The sequence below is a fragment of the Vibrio tubiashii ATCC 19109 genome (assembly GCF_000772105.1).
GTDB classification, from domain to species: domain Bacteria; phylum Pseudomonadota; class Gammaproteobacteria; order Enterobacterales; family Vibrionaceae; genus Vibrio; species Vibrio tubiashii.
Window position 1 is genome coordinate 2,841,557 of record NZ_CP009354.1, and the last position, 16,274, is coordinate 2,857,830.

General features: G+C 45.6%; 11 protein-coding genes. 5 read left to right on the forward strand and 6 right to left on the reverse strand.

Annotated features, from left to right (window positions below; all coding sequences use genetic code 11):
• Positions 1-3 precede the first annotated feature (3 nt).
• Entirely contained in the window at positions 4-1,107 is a 1,104-nt protein-coding gene (gene lptF / locus IX91_RS12960) for an LPS export ABC transporter permease LptF (protein ID WP_004747275.1), read from the reverse strand.
• Between the two features lie 190 nt (positions 1,108-1,297).
• Between lptF and pepA the strand changes: the two genes are divergently transcribed.
• From pepA to IX91_RS12975, 3 genes are all read left to right on the forward strand, one after another.
• Positions 1,298-2,806: a leucyl aminopeptidase gene (gene pepA, locus IX91_RS12965; protein WP_004747273.1), complete on the forward strand. Its 1,509-nt coding sequence runs from the start codon at positions 1,298-1,300 to the stop codon at positions 2,804-2,806.
• Positions 2,807-2,867: 61 nt separating this feature from the next.
• Positions 2,868-3,317 carry a DNA polymerase III subunit chi gene (locus IX91_RS12970; protein ID WP_004747270.1) on the forward strand — a complete coding sequence of 150 codons (450 nt, stop codon included), beginning with the start codon at positions 2,868-2,870 and terminating at the stop codon, positions 3,315-3,317.
• Between the two features lie 115 nt (positions 3,318-3,432).
• A complete protein-coding gene (locus tag IX91_RS12975) occupies positions 3,433-6,306 on the forward strand; it encodes a valine--tRNA ligase (RefSeq protein WP_004747268.1) in 2,874 nt (957 codons plus the stop codon).
• A gap of 53 nt (positions 6,307-6,359) precedes the next feature.
• Here IX91_RS12975 and IX91_RS12980 read toward each other — a convergent pair whose 3' ends face one another.
• A complete protein-coding gene (locus IX91_RS12980) occupies positions 6,360-7,349 on the reverse strand; it encodes a M48 family metallopeptidase (RefSeq protein ID WP_004747267.1) in 990 nt (329 codons plus the stop codon).
• The gene (locus IX91_RS12985) at positions 7,349-8,524 is read right to left on the reverse strand and encodes a YjgN family protein (protein WP_004747264.1); all 1,176 of its coding nucleotides are present in this window, start codon (positions 8,522-8,524) and stop codon (positions 7,349-7,351) included. The genes IX91_RS12980 and IX91_RS12985 overlap by 1 nt, the downstream gene beginning before the upstream one ends.
• Before the next feature lie 291 nt (positions 8,525-8,815).
• Here IX91_RS12985 and IX91_RS12990 point away from each other — a divergent pair, with 291 nt between their 5' ends.
• Positions 8,816-9,553: a substrate-binding periplasmic protein gene (locus IX91_RS12990; protein WP_004747263.1), complete on the forward strand. Its 738-nt coding sequence runs from the start codon at positions 8,816-8,818 to the stop codon at positions 9,551-9,553.
• Positions 9,554-9,621: 68 nt separating this feature from the next.
• Here IX91_RS12990 and IX91_RS12995 read toward each other — a convergent pair whose 3' ends face one another.
• The 3 genes from IX91_RS12995 to rapA form a co-directional block, all read right to left on the reverse strand.
• Complete coding sequence (locus tag IX91_RS12995) at positions 9,622-10,584, reverse strand: D-2-hydroxyacid dehydrogenase (RefSeq protein ID WP_004747261.1); 963 nt, start codon at positions 10,582-10,584, stop codon at positions 9,622-9,624.
• A 37-nt stretch (positions 10,585-10,621) separates the two neighbouring features.
• Positions 10,622-11,359: a bifunctional tRNA pseudouridine(32) synthase/23S rRNA pseudouridine(746) synthase RluA gene (gene rluA / locus IX91_RS13000; protein ID WP_004747260.1), complete on the reverse strand. Its 738-nt coding sequence runs from the start codon at positions 11,357-11,359 to the stop codon at positions 10,622-10,624.
• A gap of 62 nt (positions 11,360-11,421) precedes the next feature.
• A complete protein-coding gene (gene rapA / locus IX91_RS13005) occupies positions 11,422-14,331 on the reverse strand; it encodes an RNA polymerase-associated protein RapA (protein ID WP_004747257.1) in 2,910 nt (969 codons plus the stop codon).
• 475 nt (positions 14,332-14,806) lie between these two features.
• Between rapA and IX91_RS13010 the strand changes: the two genes are divergently transcribed.
• Entirely contained in the window at positions 14,807-16,183 is a 1,377-nt protein-coding gene (locus IX91_RS13010) for a PhoH family protein (protein WP_004747256.1), read from the forward strand.
• The last annotated feature ends 91 nt before the right edge of the window (positions 16,184-16,274 follow it).

Sequence of the window (16,274 nt, forward strand, 5' to 3'; positions counted from 1 at the left end):
GACTTACGCTGCCTTTTTTCTTTGTCTTAGTTTGTCTTTGAAGCGGCGAACAGGAATGCTGTCCATCGAGTTAATACCAATCGCGGTCAAGAGTAGCGCAGCATTTATTGGCCACATACCAACGAAAGTAGGAATAGAACCATCTTCGATCGCTGACTTAGTGGCACTTATTGCCAAGAAATAAGCCAGATAGATTAAAATAGCCGGACCCATTTTAGCAAATCGCCCCTGACGTGGGTTAACCGCAGAAAGAGGGACAACCAACATCGTCAGTAGTGGTATACAGACAACCAGTGAGATACGCCATTGAACTTCTGCTTGTGCGCGAGGATCTGGGTTCTTCATCAGTTCAAGAGTAGGAATCGCTTCCCAGTCACGACCTTGAGGCTTTACATCACGCTGACCAATCAAACCTTCGTACTGATCGAAATCTGTCACCATGTAATCAACACGAGTCGGAACACCTTCATAACGAACACCATCGTACATACGAATCACTTGTCGTCCGTCGCTGAGTTCTTTCACTTCTCCTGATTGAGAAAAAGAGACACTCGGAAGAATGGAATCACGCGGGCGCATTTGGGCAACAAACACGTGCTTAAGTTTCTTGCCATCAATATCGTCAATGAAAACCACTGAAGAACCATCTGGCGTGCCTTGGAAGTGGCCTTTCTTCAGCAAATCGACACTGTTCTCTGCCGCTGTTTCTTCTTGCAGCTTAACCAGTTGGTCTTGGCTATAAGGAGCAAAAACGAAAGAGTTAAAACCCGCAATCGCACCGGTAATAACGGCTAGGTATAAAGCTGCTCGGATCAAGAACTTATTACCAATCCCCGTCGCATTCATCACGGTAATTTCACTTTCTGCGTATAAACGACCAAAAGTGAGCAAGATCCCCAAGAAAAGACTCAACGGCAACATCAAAAGTCCCATTGAAGGCATGCTTAAAGCAACATAGTGCATGACCAAGCTGGCGGGAATATCACCATCCGACGCATCGGCCAAAACTTTGATCAATTTTTGGCTAAGGAACACTAAAAACAGGATAAAAAATATCGCTAATTGGCTTTTGAGTGTCTCGCGGATCAAATATCTAACAATAATCACGCTGAAATTACCTATACAAAACTTGTTTTTTTAATTGAATCACTATAATTTCCCGTTGAACCTTTTATTTTTAAATTTTTGGCTAACTGTTAATGCGCTTATTTAAGAATAGTTCCGAGTAAGGAATCAACAAGTAAGACGGCATTATCTAACATTTAGTTCTATTTGTCTTCAGGATGTAGGAGTACGCATGGAGTTCAGTGTAAAAAGTGGCAGTCCAGAGAAACAGCGCAGCGCATGTATCGTTGTGGGCGTGTTCGAGCCACGTCGCCTTTCTCCAGTTGCCGAGCAGCTAGATAAAATCAGCGATGGCTATATTAGTTCACTACTTCGCCGTGGTGACCTAGAAGGAAAACCGGGGCAGATGCTACTGCTTCATCAAGTACCAGGTGTACTGTCTGAGCGCGTTTTACTGGTTGGTTGTGGTAAAGAGCGTGAACTGGGTGAGCGTCAATACAAAGAGATAATCCAAAAGACTATCAACACTCTTAACGAAACAGGTTCAATGGAAGCGGTATGTTTCTTAACAGAACTGCACGTTAAAGGCCGTGATACTTACTGGAAAGTTCGCCAAGCGGTTGAAGCAACAAAAGATGGTCTATACACCTTCGATCAGTTCAAGAGCCAAAAGCCAGAAACTCGTCGACCACTACGTAAACTGGTATTTAACGTACCTACGCGTCGTGAGCTAAACCTAGGTGAGAAAGCGATCGCGCACGGTCTTGCTATCTCTTCTGGCGTTAAAGCATCAAAAGATCTTGGCAACATGCCACCAAACATCGCTAACCCTGCTTACCTTGCTTCTCAAGCGCGTCGCCTAGCTGACGACTACGAGACAGTGACAACCAAGATCATTGGTGAGCAAGAGATGGAAAAACTGGGCATGACTTCATACCTAGCGGTAGGTCGTGGCTCTAAGAACGAATCTATGATGTCAATCATGGAATACAAGGGCAACCCAGATCCAGAAGCGAAACCAATTGTCCTTGTTGGTAAAGGTCTTACTTTCGATTCAGGCGGTATCTCACTGAAACCTGGCGAAGGTATGGATGAGATGAAGTACGACATGTGTGGTGCGGCATCAGTATTCGGTACAATGAAAGCACTGGCAAAACTAAACCTACCAATCAATGTGGTTGCTGTTCTTGCTGGTTGTGAAAACATGCCTGGTAGCAACGCTTACCGTCCAGGTGACATTCTAACTACGATGTCAGGCCAAACCGTTGAAGTACTCAACACAGATGCTGAAGGTCGTCTGGTATTATGTGACGCGCTGACTTACGTAGAACGCTACGAGCCAGAGTGTGTGGTTGACGTTGCAACGTTAACGGGAGCTTGTGTTATCGCACTAGGTCACCATATTAGTGGTGTTATCTCTAACCACAACCCACTGTCTCACGAGCTAGTGAATGCTTCTGAGCAAGCGAGTGATCGGGCATGGCGTCTACCTATGGCAGACGAGTACCACGAGCAACTTAAGAGCCCATTTGCTGATATGGCAAACATTGGTGGTCGCCCTGGCGGTACTATCACTGCGGGTTGCTTCCTATCTAAGTTCGCCAAGAAATACCACTGGGCGCACGTTGATATCGCAGGTACTGCGTGGAAATCAGGTGCTGCGAAAGGCTCGACTGGCCGTCCAGTCTCAATGCTTGTCCAATTCCTGCTTAATCGCAGTGGCCAAGAGACAGAGGAATAATCCTCACAATCTTAAAAAGGGCCGCAAGGCCCTTTTTTGTATCTACTAACAGCGAGCAGTTATGGCGAATGCAACCTTTTACATTATCAATCCAGACTCTCCTCAGGCTGAAGCTCAGGGGTTTGGTTTATATGTATTGTTTCTTGCGCATCATTTCGCCAAGCAAGGTGCTAAGGTTTATCTCAATTGCAACGATAAATCTCACGCTGAACAAATCGCTGAATTTTTCTGGCAAGTCGATGCCAAACAATTTGTTGCCCATAATCTAGTGGGTGAAGGGCCAAGATACGGCACCAACATCGAGATTGGCTACCAAGGGGTTAAACCTTCTTGGAACCGACAACTGGTAATAAATTTGGCGGAAAATGAGACAACCTTTGCGAACAAGTTTGCAGAGGTGGTAGACTTCGTCCCTTGCGAAGAAAAAGCCAAGCAACTGGCGCGAGAAAGATATAAAATCTACCGCCAAGCGGGCTATCAGCTACAAACGATTGAGATCGCTCACAGCTAGCAGCAACAAACACAACCGGTCAATCCTTATAGCTAAGGCGATCTTGTTAGAGATCCCTCACTTATAAAGATTGACTTAGAATTAAACCAGACCTATCAGCAGAATATCTATAGCTATGGAAAAGACATATAACCCAACTTCAATTGAACAAGCTTTATACCAAGCTTGGGAAGAGAAAGGCTACTTTAAGCCACACGGTGACACGACGAAAGAATCATACAGCATCATGATCCCACCACCGAACGTCACTGGTAGCCTACATATGGGCCACGCGTTCCAAGACACCATCATGGATACTCTGATCCGTGCTGAACGTATGAAGGGCAAAAACACCCTTTGGCAAGTAGGTACTGACCACGCTGGTATCGCAACTCAGATGGTTGTTGAGCGTAAGATCGCGGCTGAAGAAGGCAAAACTAAACACGATTACGGTCGTGATGCTTTCATCGACAAGATCTGGGAATGGAAGAACGAATCTGGCGGTACTATCACTAAGCAGCTTCGTCGCCTAGGTGCTTCTGTAGACTGGGACCGCGAGCGTTTCACTATGGATGATGGCCTATCTAACGCTGTTCAAGAAGTATTTGTTCGTCTGTACGAAGAAGACCTAATCTACCGTGGTAAGCGTCTAGTAAACTGGGATCCAAAACTGCACACTGCAATTTCTGATCTTGAAGTTGAAAACAAAGACAAAAAAGGTCACATGTGGCACTTCCGCTACCCACTAGCAAATGGCGTGAAGACAGCTGAAGGTAAAGACTACATTGTTGTTGCAACAACACGTCCTGAGACCATGCTTGGTGATACTGGTGTCGCTGTTAACCCAGAAGATCCACGTTACAAAGATCTTATCGGTAAAGAGATCCTACTTCCTGTCGTTAACCGTCTGATCCCTATCGTAGGCGATGAGCACGCAGATATGGAAAAAGGCACAGGTTGTGTGAAGATCACACCTGCGCACGATTTCAATGACTACGAAGTTGGTAAGCGTAACAACCTACCAATGATCAACATCCTAACTTTCAACGCTGATATCCGTGATGCGGCTGAAGTATTCACCACTAACGGTGAAGCTAGCGATGTTTACTCAACAGAACTTCCTGCTAAATACCACGGTATGGAGCGTTTTGCTGCTCGTAAAGCGATCGTTGCTGAGTTTGAAGAACTTGGTCTTCTTGATGAAATCAAAGATCACGACCTAACCGTTCCTTACGGTGACCGTGGTGGCGTAGTTATCGAGCCAATGCTAACCGACCAATGGTACGTGCGCGCTGCACCTCTTGCAGAGCCAGCTGTTAAAGCGGTTGAAGATGGTGAAATCCAATTCGTTCCTAAGCAGTACGAAAACATGTACTTCTCTTGGATGCGTGATATTCAAGACTGGTGTATCTCTCGCCAGCTTTGGTGGGGTCACCGTATCCCAGCATGGTACGACAACGACGGCAACGTATATGTAGGTCGTACTGAAGAAGAAGTACGTGCTAACAACAACCTTGCACCGGTTGTAGTTCTTCGCCAAGACGACGACGTACTGGATACATGGTTCTCTTCTGCGCTATGGACGTTCGGTACTCAGGGCTGGCCTGAGCAAACTGAAGACCTGAAGACATTCCATCCTTCAGACGTTCTAGTAACCGGTTTCGACATCATCTTCTTCTGGGTTGCACGTATGATCATGATGACCATGCACTTCAACAAAGATGAAAACGGTAAGTCTCAAGTACCATTTAAGACTGTTTACGTAACGGGCCTAATCCGTGACGAAAACGGCGACAAGATGTCTAAGTCTAAAGGTAACGTCCTTGACCCGATCGACATGATCGATGGTATCGACCTTGAGTCTCTAGTAGAGAAGCGTTGTGGCAACATGATGCAGCCTCAGCTGGCGAAGAAGATCGAGAAGAACACCCGTAAGACTTTCGAAAACGGTATCGAACCATACGGTACTGACGCACTGCGTTTCACTCTTGCTGCTATGGCTTCAACTGGCCGTGACATCAACTGGGACATGAAGCGTCTTGAAGGTTACCGTAACTTCTGTAACAAGCTATGGAACGCAAGCCGTTACGTACTGATGAACACGGAAGAGCACGATTGTGGCATGTCACTATCAGCTGAAGAGCGTGCAAACATGGAGTTCTCTCTAGCAGATAAGTGGATTGAATCTCAGTTTGAACTCGCAGCGAAAGAGTTTAACGCTCACCTAGACAACTACCGTCTAGACATGGCGGCAAACACGCTTTACGAATTCATCTGGAACCAATTCTGTGACTGGTACCTAGAGCTGACTAAACCCGTTCTTTGGAAAGGTACAGAAGCTCAGCAACAAGCGACTCGCTACATGCTGATCACTGTGTTAGAGAAGACACTACGTCTTGCTCACCCAGTGCTACCTTACATCACTGAATCTATCTGGCAGAGCGTTACGCCGCTAGTAGACGGTGTTGAAGGCGACACTATCATGACTCAAGCGCTTCCTCAGTTTAACGAAGAGAACTTCAACGCTGAGATCGTAGAAGACATTGAGTGGGTTAAGACTTTCATTACGGCTATCCGTAACCTGCGCGCAGAGTACGACATTGCACCTAGCAAAGGTCTAGAAGTAATGATCAAGGTTGCTAACGAGAAAGACGCTGCACGTATCGAAGCAAACAAGGTTGTTCTGAACTCTCTTGCTAAGCTAGATAGCCTAACAGTGCTGGCTCAAGATGCAGAGACTCCTGCATGTGCGACTAAGCTAGTGGGTCAATCTGAGCTGATGATCCCAATGGCAGGTCTTATCGACAAAGATGCAGAACTTGCTCGTCTTGATAAAGAAGTGCAAAAAACGCACGGTGAAATCAAGCGTATCGAAGGCAAGCTAGGTAACGAAGGTTTCGTTGCTAAAGCACCTGAAGCAGTTATTGCCAAAGAGCGTGAAAAACTAGTGGGTTACCAAGAGACACTAGCTAAGCTTGAAGAGCAGAAAGCGACTATCGCTGCGCTGTAAGCCAGTGGTTAGTTAAACAAAAGGCAGCAAATTCGCTGCCTTTTTTGTTGCCGTCATTCACGAGCCGCTTCAATTCGCTGCTTGAAGTCAGGGTGAGTACTCATCCACTCTGGCACTTCTAGCGCATCTTGTTGAAATAACTCGAACATTTCTGCCATGGGCTCACTGCTACCATATAAAGTAACCATCGCTTGCCTAGCGTAAGCATCCGCTTCCAACTCAGCCTCACGAGAGTGGCCATTCGAAAGAAAAAACACACCTACCCCAGCTAAGTTATCTACTACGCCCGAACTTTCACCTGTTAAAAATGCGACGCCAACCGAAAGTAAACTCGAATGCACCAACTTCTTAATCATATGACGATGATAAACATGACCTAGCTCATGTAGAATGATGCTATCGAGCTGCTGTTCGCTCTCAGCAAGTGCCACCAAGTCATCAAGTAACACGATCTTGCCACCAGGCAAAGCAAACGCATTCGCACCAAGCTCTGAAGAACGAAATACTACCTCAATGGGATAAGGCAAAGCATCCAACTGCGAGACATGTTGTACGACACGTTGACGGATCTCTCGCTGTTGTTGCTGGCTCAATTCACTTTCTTGCCAGCTATTATCAAAGCTTTCTAACATCTTATCGCCTAGTGTGATAGCAGCATACTCTGGGATGACGTTTGCGACCTTATTACTGGTCCATGGCAGCAGATAAAAATAACTCCCCAAAACAACACAAAGACACAAAGCCGCGGATAGTAACCAAGCCAGCCAATTGGCTTCCAGTTTATCAACCAAGCTGCTTCTACGATTACGCACCAACCACTGACTGACCTCTGTAGTTCTCTCAACCACGAACACCCAGCCATCAGGGAATTTGAATCGCACAGGTAAGTTACCAACAGGAACACTAATGTCAGCATAACGTAGGTCACAGCTGATAATTTTCCCATCAACACGTAAACTTAAGGCATTAGCTTGTGACACATCCAATTTGGCAGGATGACGCTCCGAACTGCGTGGCGGAAACGCCACCCCATCAAACAACATTAGTTAATTCCAATACCTAGGTCGAAAGCTTGAGCAACTTCATCCGATATCGCGGATTTGACTTTAGAATCTTGATCTGTCGCATTTAGCAAGCTCATATCACCAAATACCGCTGTATTGTCAGCAACATAACGTGTTGTTCTCACCATTACCCAAGGTCTAGCAATACTTAACGTGACTACCTGAAGCAAAAAGTTAGAAACAACCAACCAAGTGTATCCTCGTGCGGTGAGAGTCGAATTAAAAGTGTAACGGCTATCAGACTCTTGCTCCAACTTAGCTTGAAGTTGCTCAAAGATATAGTTACGCACGCGTGTTGTGGTATACGCCGTCAGTCCAATGGTCAGAATGATGAGCGATAGGTAGGCGATAATAAAGACCGTAAATTGAGATGCTCCCATCAGCGAGCTGTAATCTCCATTCTGAATCGCGGTAAAGTCAAAACCACTGAATACCGTAAATGACATCACAATAAGTAGTACAATAGACGCTGCAACTCCTAAGCCCATCGCTTTTAGGTAAGTTTTGATAAAGAATCCGGTTTCCAGCTCAGCACTGAACTTCCAATCTCCGTAACGATACCCATTAGAGAAGTACTTGTGTGCACCAACGGCAACCCAAGCATATAAAGCAGCCATAAGAACAAAAGACGCAATACCTAATACCGTCGCTGCTACTGCAGAAGCGCTAGAAACCGCTACTATGACTGCTATATATACAGCAGCCGCAAGCAACGCAGCTAATCCACGCCCCATAAGAGCAAAGTAGGCATCTTTCAATGACGAGTCGAAAGAGAAGTGAACATTGCGATAACTCGTCATTGCCGCATCAAATCGAGCATTGCTCCAAAGCAACCAAGGTAAAGCAACATAGAAAACCAGTAGTAGAACCGCACTCACAACTGGGAAAAACGCGTTGGCCACAGCCCAGATTGCCAGTACAGCAACTGCGACTAAACGTCCCTTAAGAATTTGCATTGGCTGAGCGTGATATTCAAAATTGTCACTATCGACGTAAGTGTTACCGTAGAAGTAGCGCTTTGTTCTGACCTTAGCCCAAGCAGAATAGATGCCAAAGGTGATGATGGTTAGTAGAACATTGACTATCCATATACCAAAGAACTCCCCCCCTTTTCCCCTAAATTCAATAGGATTAGTTATATGTTTTTGTTCCATTTTCATTTTCCTGACGTTGTTGAGTAAAACATAAGCCAAATAATCTCTTATATTTCATTTTCAACGTCTATACCTCAGTCTTACTAATACGCAACCAGTTGATATTCATCACAAATAGCAGCGACTGTAAATACAATAATTTTACATATAGCGTACTTTAAGTAATTAAACCCTGTTGTCACAACTTAGCCTTTTTGCGTACTTAAGAATCGAGATGTTTTTGAACCTAGGCTTGGTCACTGGTAGATTATCTTCTAACTTTAAGAGAGGATAAATCAGGCAGGATCCTATATGTCGTATTACTTGCTATTATCAAGCACCCTGCTTCTGTTGCTCTCTCCTTTGTCTCTTGCCAGTGATACCTCTAAAGTCATAAAAATAGCCGCAGGCAATTGGGCGCCTTTTATCGGTGAAAAGCTTGATAACTATGGTCAGGTAGGTGACACGATCCAGCAAGTTTTTGCTAATCAAGGCTACCGAGTCGAATTTGACTTCTACCCTTGGAAAAGGGCTTATAAGAAGGCGAGTGAAGGCGAGTACGTAGCAACGGCCGTTTGGATGTATGCTGAAGAACGCACAGAATATTTTATGTACAGCGATCCGGTAGCCCAAGAGCAGTTTGTCTTTTTTCATCTGCTTGAGAAACCTTTTGAGTGGCAAACTTTAGCTGACTTAGAAGGAAAACTGCTTGGTGGTGGACTCGGTTACAGTTATGGCCCAGAGCTCGATCTGTTGCTAGAGAATAAATCCATAGCCATGAATCGAGTTGAAAGCCCAGCTAAAGCCTTCCAGCTACTTAAATACCGTCGGGTTGATTTAGTCCCTGAGGAAAAACATATTGGATTGTACTCTTTAAGCCAGCTACCTCTGGAAACTCAAGCATTGATCACCTACAACCCAAAGCCTTTTCTAACCAATGATAGCTACCTAATGTTTTCCAAAGCCCACCCCGAGGCCCAGACGTTGATGAAAGTATTCAACCAAGGCTTGGCAGAGCTAAAGGCTCGTAAGGAAGAACTAGAGAACTAGAGAACTAGAGAACTAGAGAACTAGAGAACTAGAGAACTAGAGAACTAGAGAACTAGAGAACTAGAGAACTAGACTATACGGTTTTGCTCTCTGCCCTCAACAAAGGCAACAATATTATCAATCAGAATATCGGCAAGCTTTTGAATCGAAGAGTCACTGCCCCACGCAACATGCGGGGTAAGAAGTAAATTTGGTAGGTGCATATTAGCAATCAAAGAGTTGGACTCATCCGCAGGCTCATCTGTAAACACGTCAAACCCAGCGCCTCTTATCACGCCATGCTTAAGTGCATCAATTAGGGCTTCTTCATCGACCAAACCACCACGTCCGGTATTGATGACAATACTAGAAGGTTTCATTGATGACAGCTCTTGGCGACCAATAAGGTGTCTTGTCTGCTCGTTCAGTGGGCAATGTAAAGTCAGGACATCTGAAACAGCTAACACCTGCTCGAAAGGCAAATAGCCCTCACGACACGCCTTCGCTCCTTTGTGCTCAGCAAACAATACGTGCATGCCCAATGCCTTAGCTAAGGCTGCTGTTGCTTGGCCTAACGCACCGCCGCCAATCACACCCATTGTCGAGCCCGCCGTATCACTGATTGGGTGAGTAAAAAAGCAAAACTGTTTATTGCGCTGCCACTCTCCGGCAGCGATATCATTGTGATAGCCTTTTAAGTTGCGCTTCAATGCGAACATCATTGCGATAACATGCTCTGGAACGGATTGTGTCGCATAACCTTGAACATTAGTCACCGCGATCCCGCGCTCTTTACAACTCAGTGTATCGACATTGTTGAAACCTGTAGCCGAGACAGCGACAAGCTTTAGGTTAGGTAACTGAGCTAAGACATCTCGATCCAAAACGACTTTATTAGTAATAACGATTTGGGCATCTTTGGCTCTTTCGACAACTAATTCTGGTGCGGTGAAGTCATATTCGATCCACTGATGATCGAAAGGTAGATGAGGCAACTCTATTTGAGTTGGGATCGTAGCACGATCTAAAAAAACAACAGTTGGCAGCGACATAAGATCTCCTTGCGCTGCCGAATCTATTCTTGAATTATTATGGGCGTGGCAGCAATTTATAGTCTGGTAATTCTCGCACAAGTGAAAAATAATTGAAGATCATCGCTTCCGCTTCAAGATAGAAATCACACGGTACAAAGCGAGTTTGCAATAACTCAGTTTCAGGATGATAAAAACTAAGTTCAGTTGCATGAAGTTCTAAGCGCGAAGAAAACTCAAAGGCCTCTCCTTGCGAATAAAACTCGTCACCGACGATCGGGTAGCCCAATGCCTGCATATGTACCCGAAGTTGATGGGAGCGCCCCGTAACCGGTAGCAGCCTAACAATCGTGGTTTTCTCTTCGCGTTTGACCACCTGATACAAAGTTTTTGATGGTTTGCCGTGTTCAAAGCAAACTTTCTGCCTTGGGCGGTTTTCCCAGTCGCAGATCAAAGGCAGGTCAACCTCTCCCTCTGGCTTATCAATATGACCCCAGACACGCGCGTAGTACACTTTATGCGTCAATCGATATTGAAACTGCTTCTTAAGCGAGCGTTCTGCCTCTTTATGTTTAGCCAACAGCATCAAGCCCGATGTATCCATATCAAGGCGATGTACCACTTGGATCTCAGGGTAGAGTTCCACTAAACGCGACCACAAACTATCGTAATGTTCTGCTAAACGACCCGGCACAGACAAAAGCCCCGATGGTTTATTAGCCACCAAGATATGCTCATCTTCAAACACCACATCAACCCAAGGCTCTTGCGGCGGGTTGTATTCAGTCATTGCCATAATATCTATCCAATAAAAACCCAGCAGAATGCTGGGTTTAATACATACTTACTGTCTAATCACTAATTATGACTAACAACTATCATACGTAACGAATCCAACTGATACTGAGCTTGGCCGATGTAGCCCGTAAGCTCTTTAATTTGCCCATCAATCGCTTCAATCTCTTCGTCACGAATGTTTGGGTTAACCGCTTTCAAAGCTTGTAGACGCTCTAGCTCACTGTTCAAGCTTGCTTGCATCTCTTGCTGAGCCTGATTACGGATCGCATCAACTTTTTCAACAATCAGCTTTTCGCCAGCTTCAACCAATTGGTGGACTTGTGCCTGAACCGAAGCGACTAGCTTAGTTGCGATATGACGACCCACTGGGCTTAGCTGACGGTTGAAGCTCTCGAACTCTACCTGTGAGGATAAGTCGTTACCTTTACCATCAAGCATAATGCGGATAGGTGTTGTCGGTAAGAAACGGCTAATACCACTGCGCTTAGGTGCCTGAGCATCAACTTTGTAGACAAGCTCTAACAGCATGGTACCAACAGGCAGTGCTTTGTTCTTAAGTAGAGAAACCGCCGTCGTCCCCACACCTTCACTCATCAGTAAGTCGATGCCACCCTGAATCATCGGGTGCTCCCAGCTGATGAAGTTCATATCTTCACGCGATAGTGCTGTTTCGCGGTCAAAGGTAATGGTTGCACCTTCGTACGGTAAGCCAGGATAACTTGGCACTAACATATGCTCAGATGGCGTCACAACGAGCGCATTCTCACCTTTGTCATCTTGGTCTAAGCCAATCGTATCAAACAGGCTCAAAGCAAAAGTAACTAGGTTAGTATCACCATCGGTCGCTGCAATCTTATCGACAATCGCTTGTGCTTTTTCGCCGCCATTTGAGTGCATCTCAAGCAGACGGTCACGGCCTTGCTCAAGTTGCGCTTTAAGCTCTTTATTCAGCGCCGCAGATTCTGCAATAACTTCATTAAGATCACTGGTATCACCGGATGCCAGCATCTCAATTAAACGCTCAGAGTACTTGTCGTAAACGGTACGTCCCGTTGGGCATGTTTCCGCAAATGCATTTAACCCCTCTTCGAACCAACGCGCTAAAATAGCCTGCGACGTCCCTTCTAAGTAAGGCACATGGATATCAATATCGCGGTTCTGACCAATACGGTCTAGGCGGCCAATACGTTGCTCAAGCAAGTCAGGGTTAAAGGGTAAATCGAACATCACCAGTTGGTTAGCAAACTGGAAGTTACGACCTTCTGAACCGATTTCACTACAGATAAGAACCTGTGCACCACCTTCTTCTTGTGCGAAGTAAGCTGCAGCTTTATCACGCTCAAGAATCGACATCCCTTCGTGGAAAACTGTCGCTCGAATGCCTTCACGTTCACGTAACGCTTGTTCAAGTTGCAATGCGGTACTTGCGCGAGAAGCGATCACCAAGATTTTCTCGCTACGCTTCTCTTTAATCTTCTCTAGCAGCCAGTTCACACGACTATCAAACTGCCACCAGCTTGCGTCATCCCCTTCAAACTCTTGGAAGATCTCCTCTGGATAAAGATTTTTTAAGGCGCGAGCTTCAGGACTAATCTTGCCACCAATCATGCCAGATACACGCATAGAGGTGGTGTACTGCTGTGGGATTGGCATAGGTAATAGATGAACGTTACGCTGCGGGAATCCTTTGATTGCCGCACGTGTGTTCCTAAACAAAACGCGACCTGTGCCGTGACGATCCATCAGATTGTCGATCAATTCCTGACGCGCGGCCGCTTTGGCTTCTTCATCTGAATCGCTTTCAATGATGCGAAACAGCGGCTCTACATCCTGCTCTGAAAGGAGCTCTGTAATTTGGTTCTTGGCTTGATTCTCTAGTAATTGACCTGAGAACAAGGCACTCACTGAATCGGCGACTGGTGCGTATTGCTCTTCTTCTTTAACAAACTCTTGGTAATCAAAGAAACGGTCTGAGTCTAATAGACGTAGACGGGCAAAGTGACTTTCACGACCTAGCTGCTCTGGTGTTGCGGTTAGCAGTAAAACACCTGGAGTACGCTCAGCTAATCCTTCGACCACTTGGTATTCACGACTAGGCTGTTCTGGGCTCCATTCAAGGTGATGAGCTTCATCTACGACAAGGAGATCCCACTCACCTTCTAAAGCTTGCTCAAAACGCTTACGACTCTTACGTAGGAAATCAAGGGAACACAGCACATATTGCTGAGTATCAAAAGGGTTGTCAGAGTCAGCAAATGCTTCGATACAACGTTCTTCATCAAAGATAGAGAAATGCAGGTTAAATCGACGCATCATCTCAACTAGCCATTGGTGCTGTAGTGTTTCTGGTACCACGATTAGGATACGTTCAGCACGACCTGCCAGCACTTGCTGGTGAATGATCATCCCCGCTTCGATGGTTTTTCCTAGGCCTACTTCGTCGGCTAATAGAACGCGAGGCGCATGACGGCGACCGACTTCATGAGCAATATAAAGCTGATGAGGAATTAAGCCTGCACGCATACCACACAAGCCACGCATTGGGCTTCTGTGCTGTTCATATTGGTTCATCAATGCACGATAACGCAGCACAAAGTTGTCCATGCGGTCGATCTGACCTGCATACAGTTTATCTTGTGGCTTGTTAAAACGAATCTGGTTGCTCAGCATAATTTCACGCAGAATTACACCTTCTTCACCGCTGTCTTCGCGTACACCAACATAGCTAAATAGCCCTTGGTCTTCGACCACTTGCTCAACTTTAAGAGACCATCCTTCTTGGCTATCAATTACATCGCCAACATTAAAGGTTACTCTGGTTACGGGCGCCTCATTTCGAGCGTAAACTCGGTTCTCTTCAGAAGCTGCAAACATTAGTGTCACAGTACGAGCATCCAATGCTACAACGGTTCCTAAACCTAGGTCGCTTTCCGTATCGCTGATCCAGCGCTGGCCCAAAGCAAATGTCATGAATCGACTACCTCATCTATTAATTCAAAAATGGGTCTATTTATTTTAGTAACTCTTACGCAACTTGAAAGGCAACTGACGAGGAAACAAAGGTGTCAGCCGTTGCGCGGAAAAAGGTCGCTAATCTTACTCGAAGCTGTGACATTGGTCACGTACAAAGGCCTCAAAAACCAACAATTTTTTGTCCAACATGAGGATGACATCAAAGTGTAAGAAATCAGTGGCACTTCTAAACAAGAGTGTTGAAAAACGTGCTTATACTTATTGATGAAAGTGCATCATTTAGCGTCAAGTTTCTGGCTGGCACGAGAGATGCATTTGATAGGATGACGATCAACACGGGTTTGCAGTTTTTGTAGTCAAACCATCAGCGTACTCTGATTGCCAGGCTACATTACTGCAAGCAACCGCAGGTAGACCACTTCATGCAAAAGTATGAGGGGTAAGCAAGCCGCAGCGCGGCAAGGAGACGCTTATGGGTGACACAGACCGGAAGCTTTTTGTCCTAGACACCAATATTCTGCTACACGAACCACTAGCCATCTACTCATTTCAAGAACACGATGTAGTCATCCCGATGACTGTCCTCGAAGAGCTCGACAGGATTAAAGACAGTAAACGCGACGTTGCTCGTGATGCCCGTGTGGCAATACGTGCACTCGAAGCCATGTTTAAAGACGCCACGCCAGACGAGATTTCGGAAGGCATTCCTATCAACAAAGACAAAGAGGCCACTGGTCATATCGCGATTTTGGCTGACTTTGAACTGCAAGAAACCGTTAAAGCCTTTGCCGATAAAGCCGGTGACAATCGCATTCTTAACGGAGTGCTATACCTACAAAATAAACGCGCTCCGCGTGAAGTCATTTTGGTCACCAAAGACATCAATATGCGCCTGCGCGCCAAAGGCGCAGGGGTGCGTTTTGTCGAAGATTATCGTACCGACCAACTGATTGATGATGTTCAGTATCTCACCAAGGGCTTTCAACAGATCGAAGGTGAGTTCTGGAGCAACATTGACAATGTAGAGAGCAAGAATCTCGCAGGCCGCACCTATCACACCTTAGATAGAGCCCCGTTCGAGCCCACTTATATCAATCAATATGTCATTGATGAAGAGAGTGATTTTGCCGGACGAGTTGAAGAGATCGAAGCGGATAAAATCACTATCAAGGATCTTAGCCGTGAACGCATGATGCATCGCCGAGCTTGGGATATCACACCGAAAAATATCTACCAAGGCATGGCTCTGGATGCTCTGCTCGATCCCGATATCGACTTGGTGATCTTAACTGGTGCCGCTGGTAGTGGTAAGACCCTACTGGCTATGGCCTCTGCCCTAGAGCAAACCATAGAGAAAGGCATCTTTGATAAGATCATTGTTACCCGCAACACGCCTGATATTGGTGAAGCGATAGGTTTCTTACCCGGCAGTGAAGAGGAAAAAATGATGCCTTGGCTGGCGGCGGTGACCGATACCTTAGAGGCGCTGCATAAGAATGATCATTGTACTGAAGGCTCGCTTAAGTATATCTGCGATAAAGCCAATATTCAGTTTAAGTCGATCAATTTTATGCGCGGACGCTCGATCCAAAATGCCTTTGTTCTGCTCGATGAATGTCAAAACCTCACTGCATCACAGATCAAAACCATCATCACTCGCTGTGGTGAAGGTACCAAGATCGTCTGCTCAGGTAACTTGGCTCAGATAGATTCACATTACCTAACCCCTGTGACATCGGGTCTGACTTACATGGTCGAACGCTTCAAAAACTTTGAAGGCAGTGCCAACATTCACCTTAACGGTGTGGTTCGCAGTCGCTTAGCAGAGTTTGCCGAAGAGAATTTATAATCACATTTGCCGAGATATAATTCATATCTCGGCACTTTATTAAAATAATTATTCACAAATGATAGTTAAATATGATTAACTAAGGCCATAA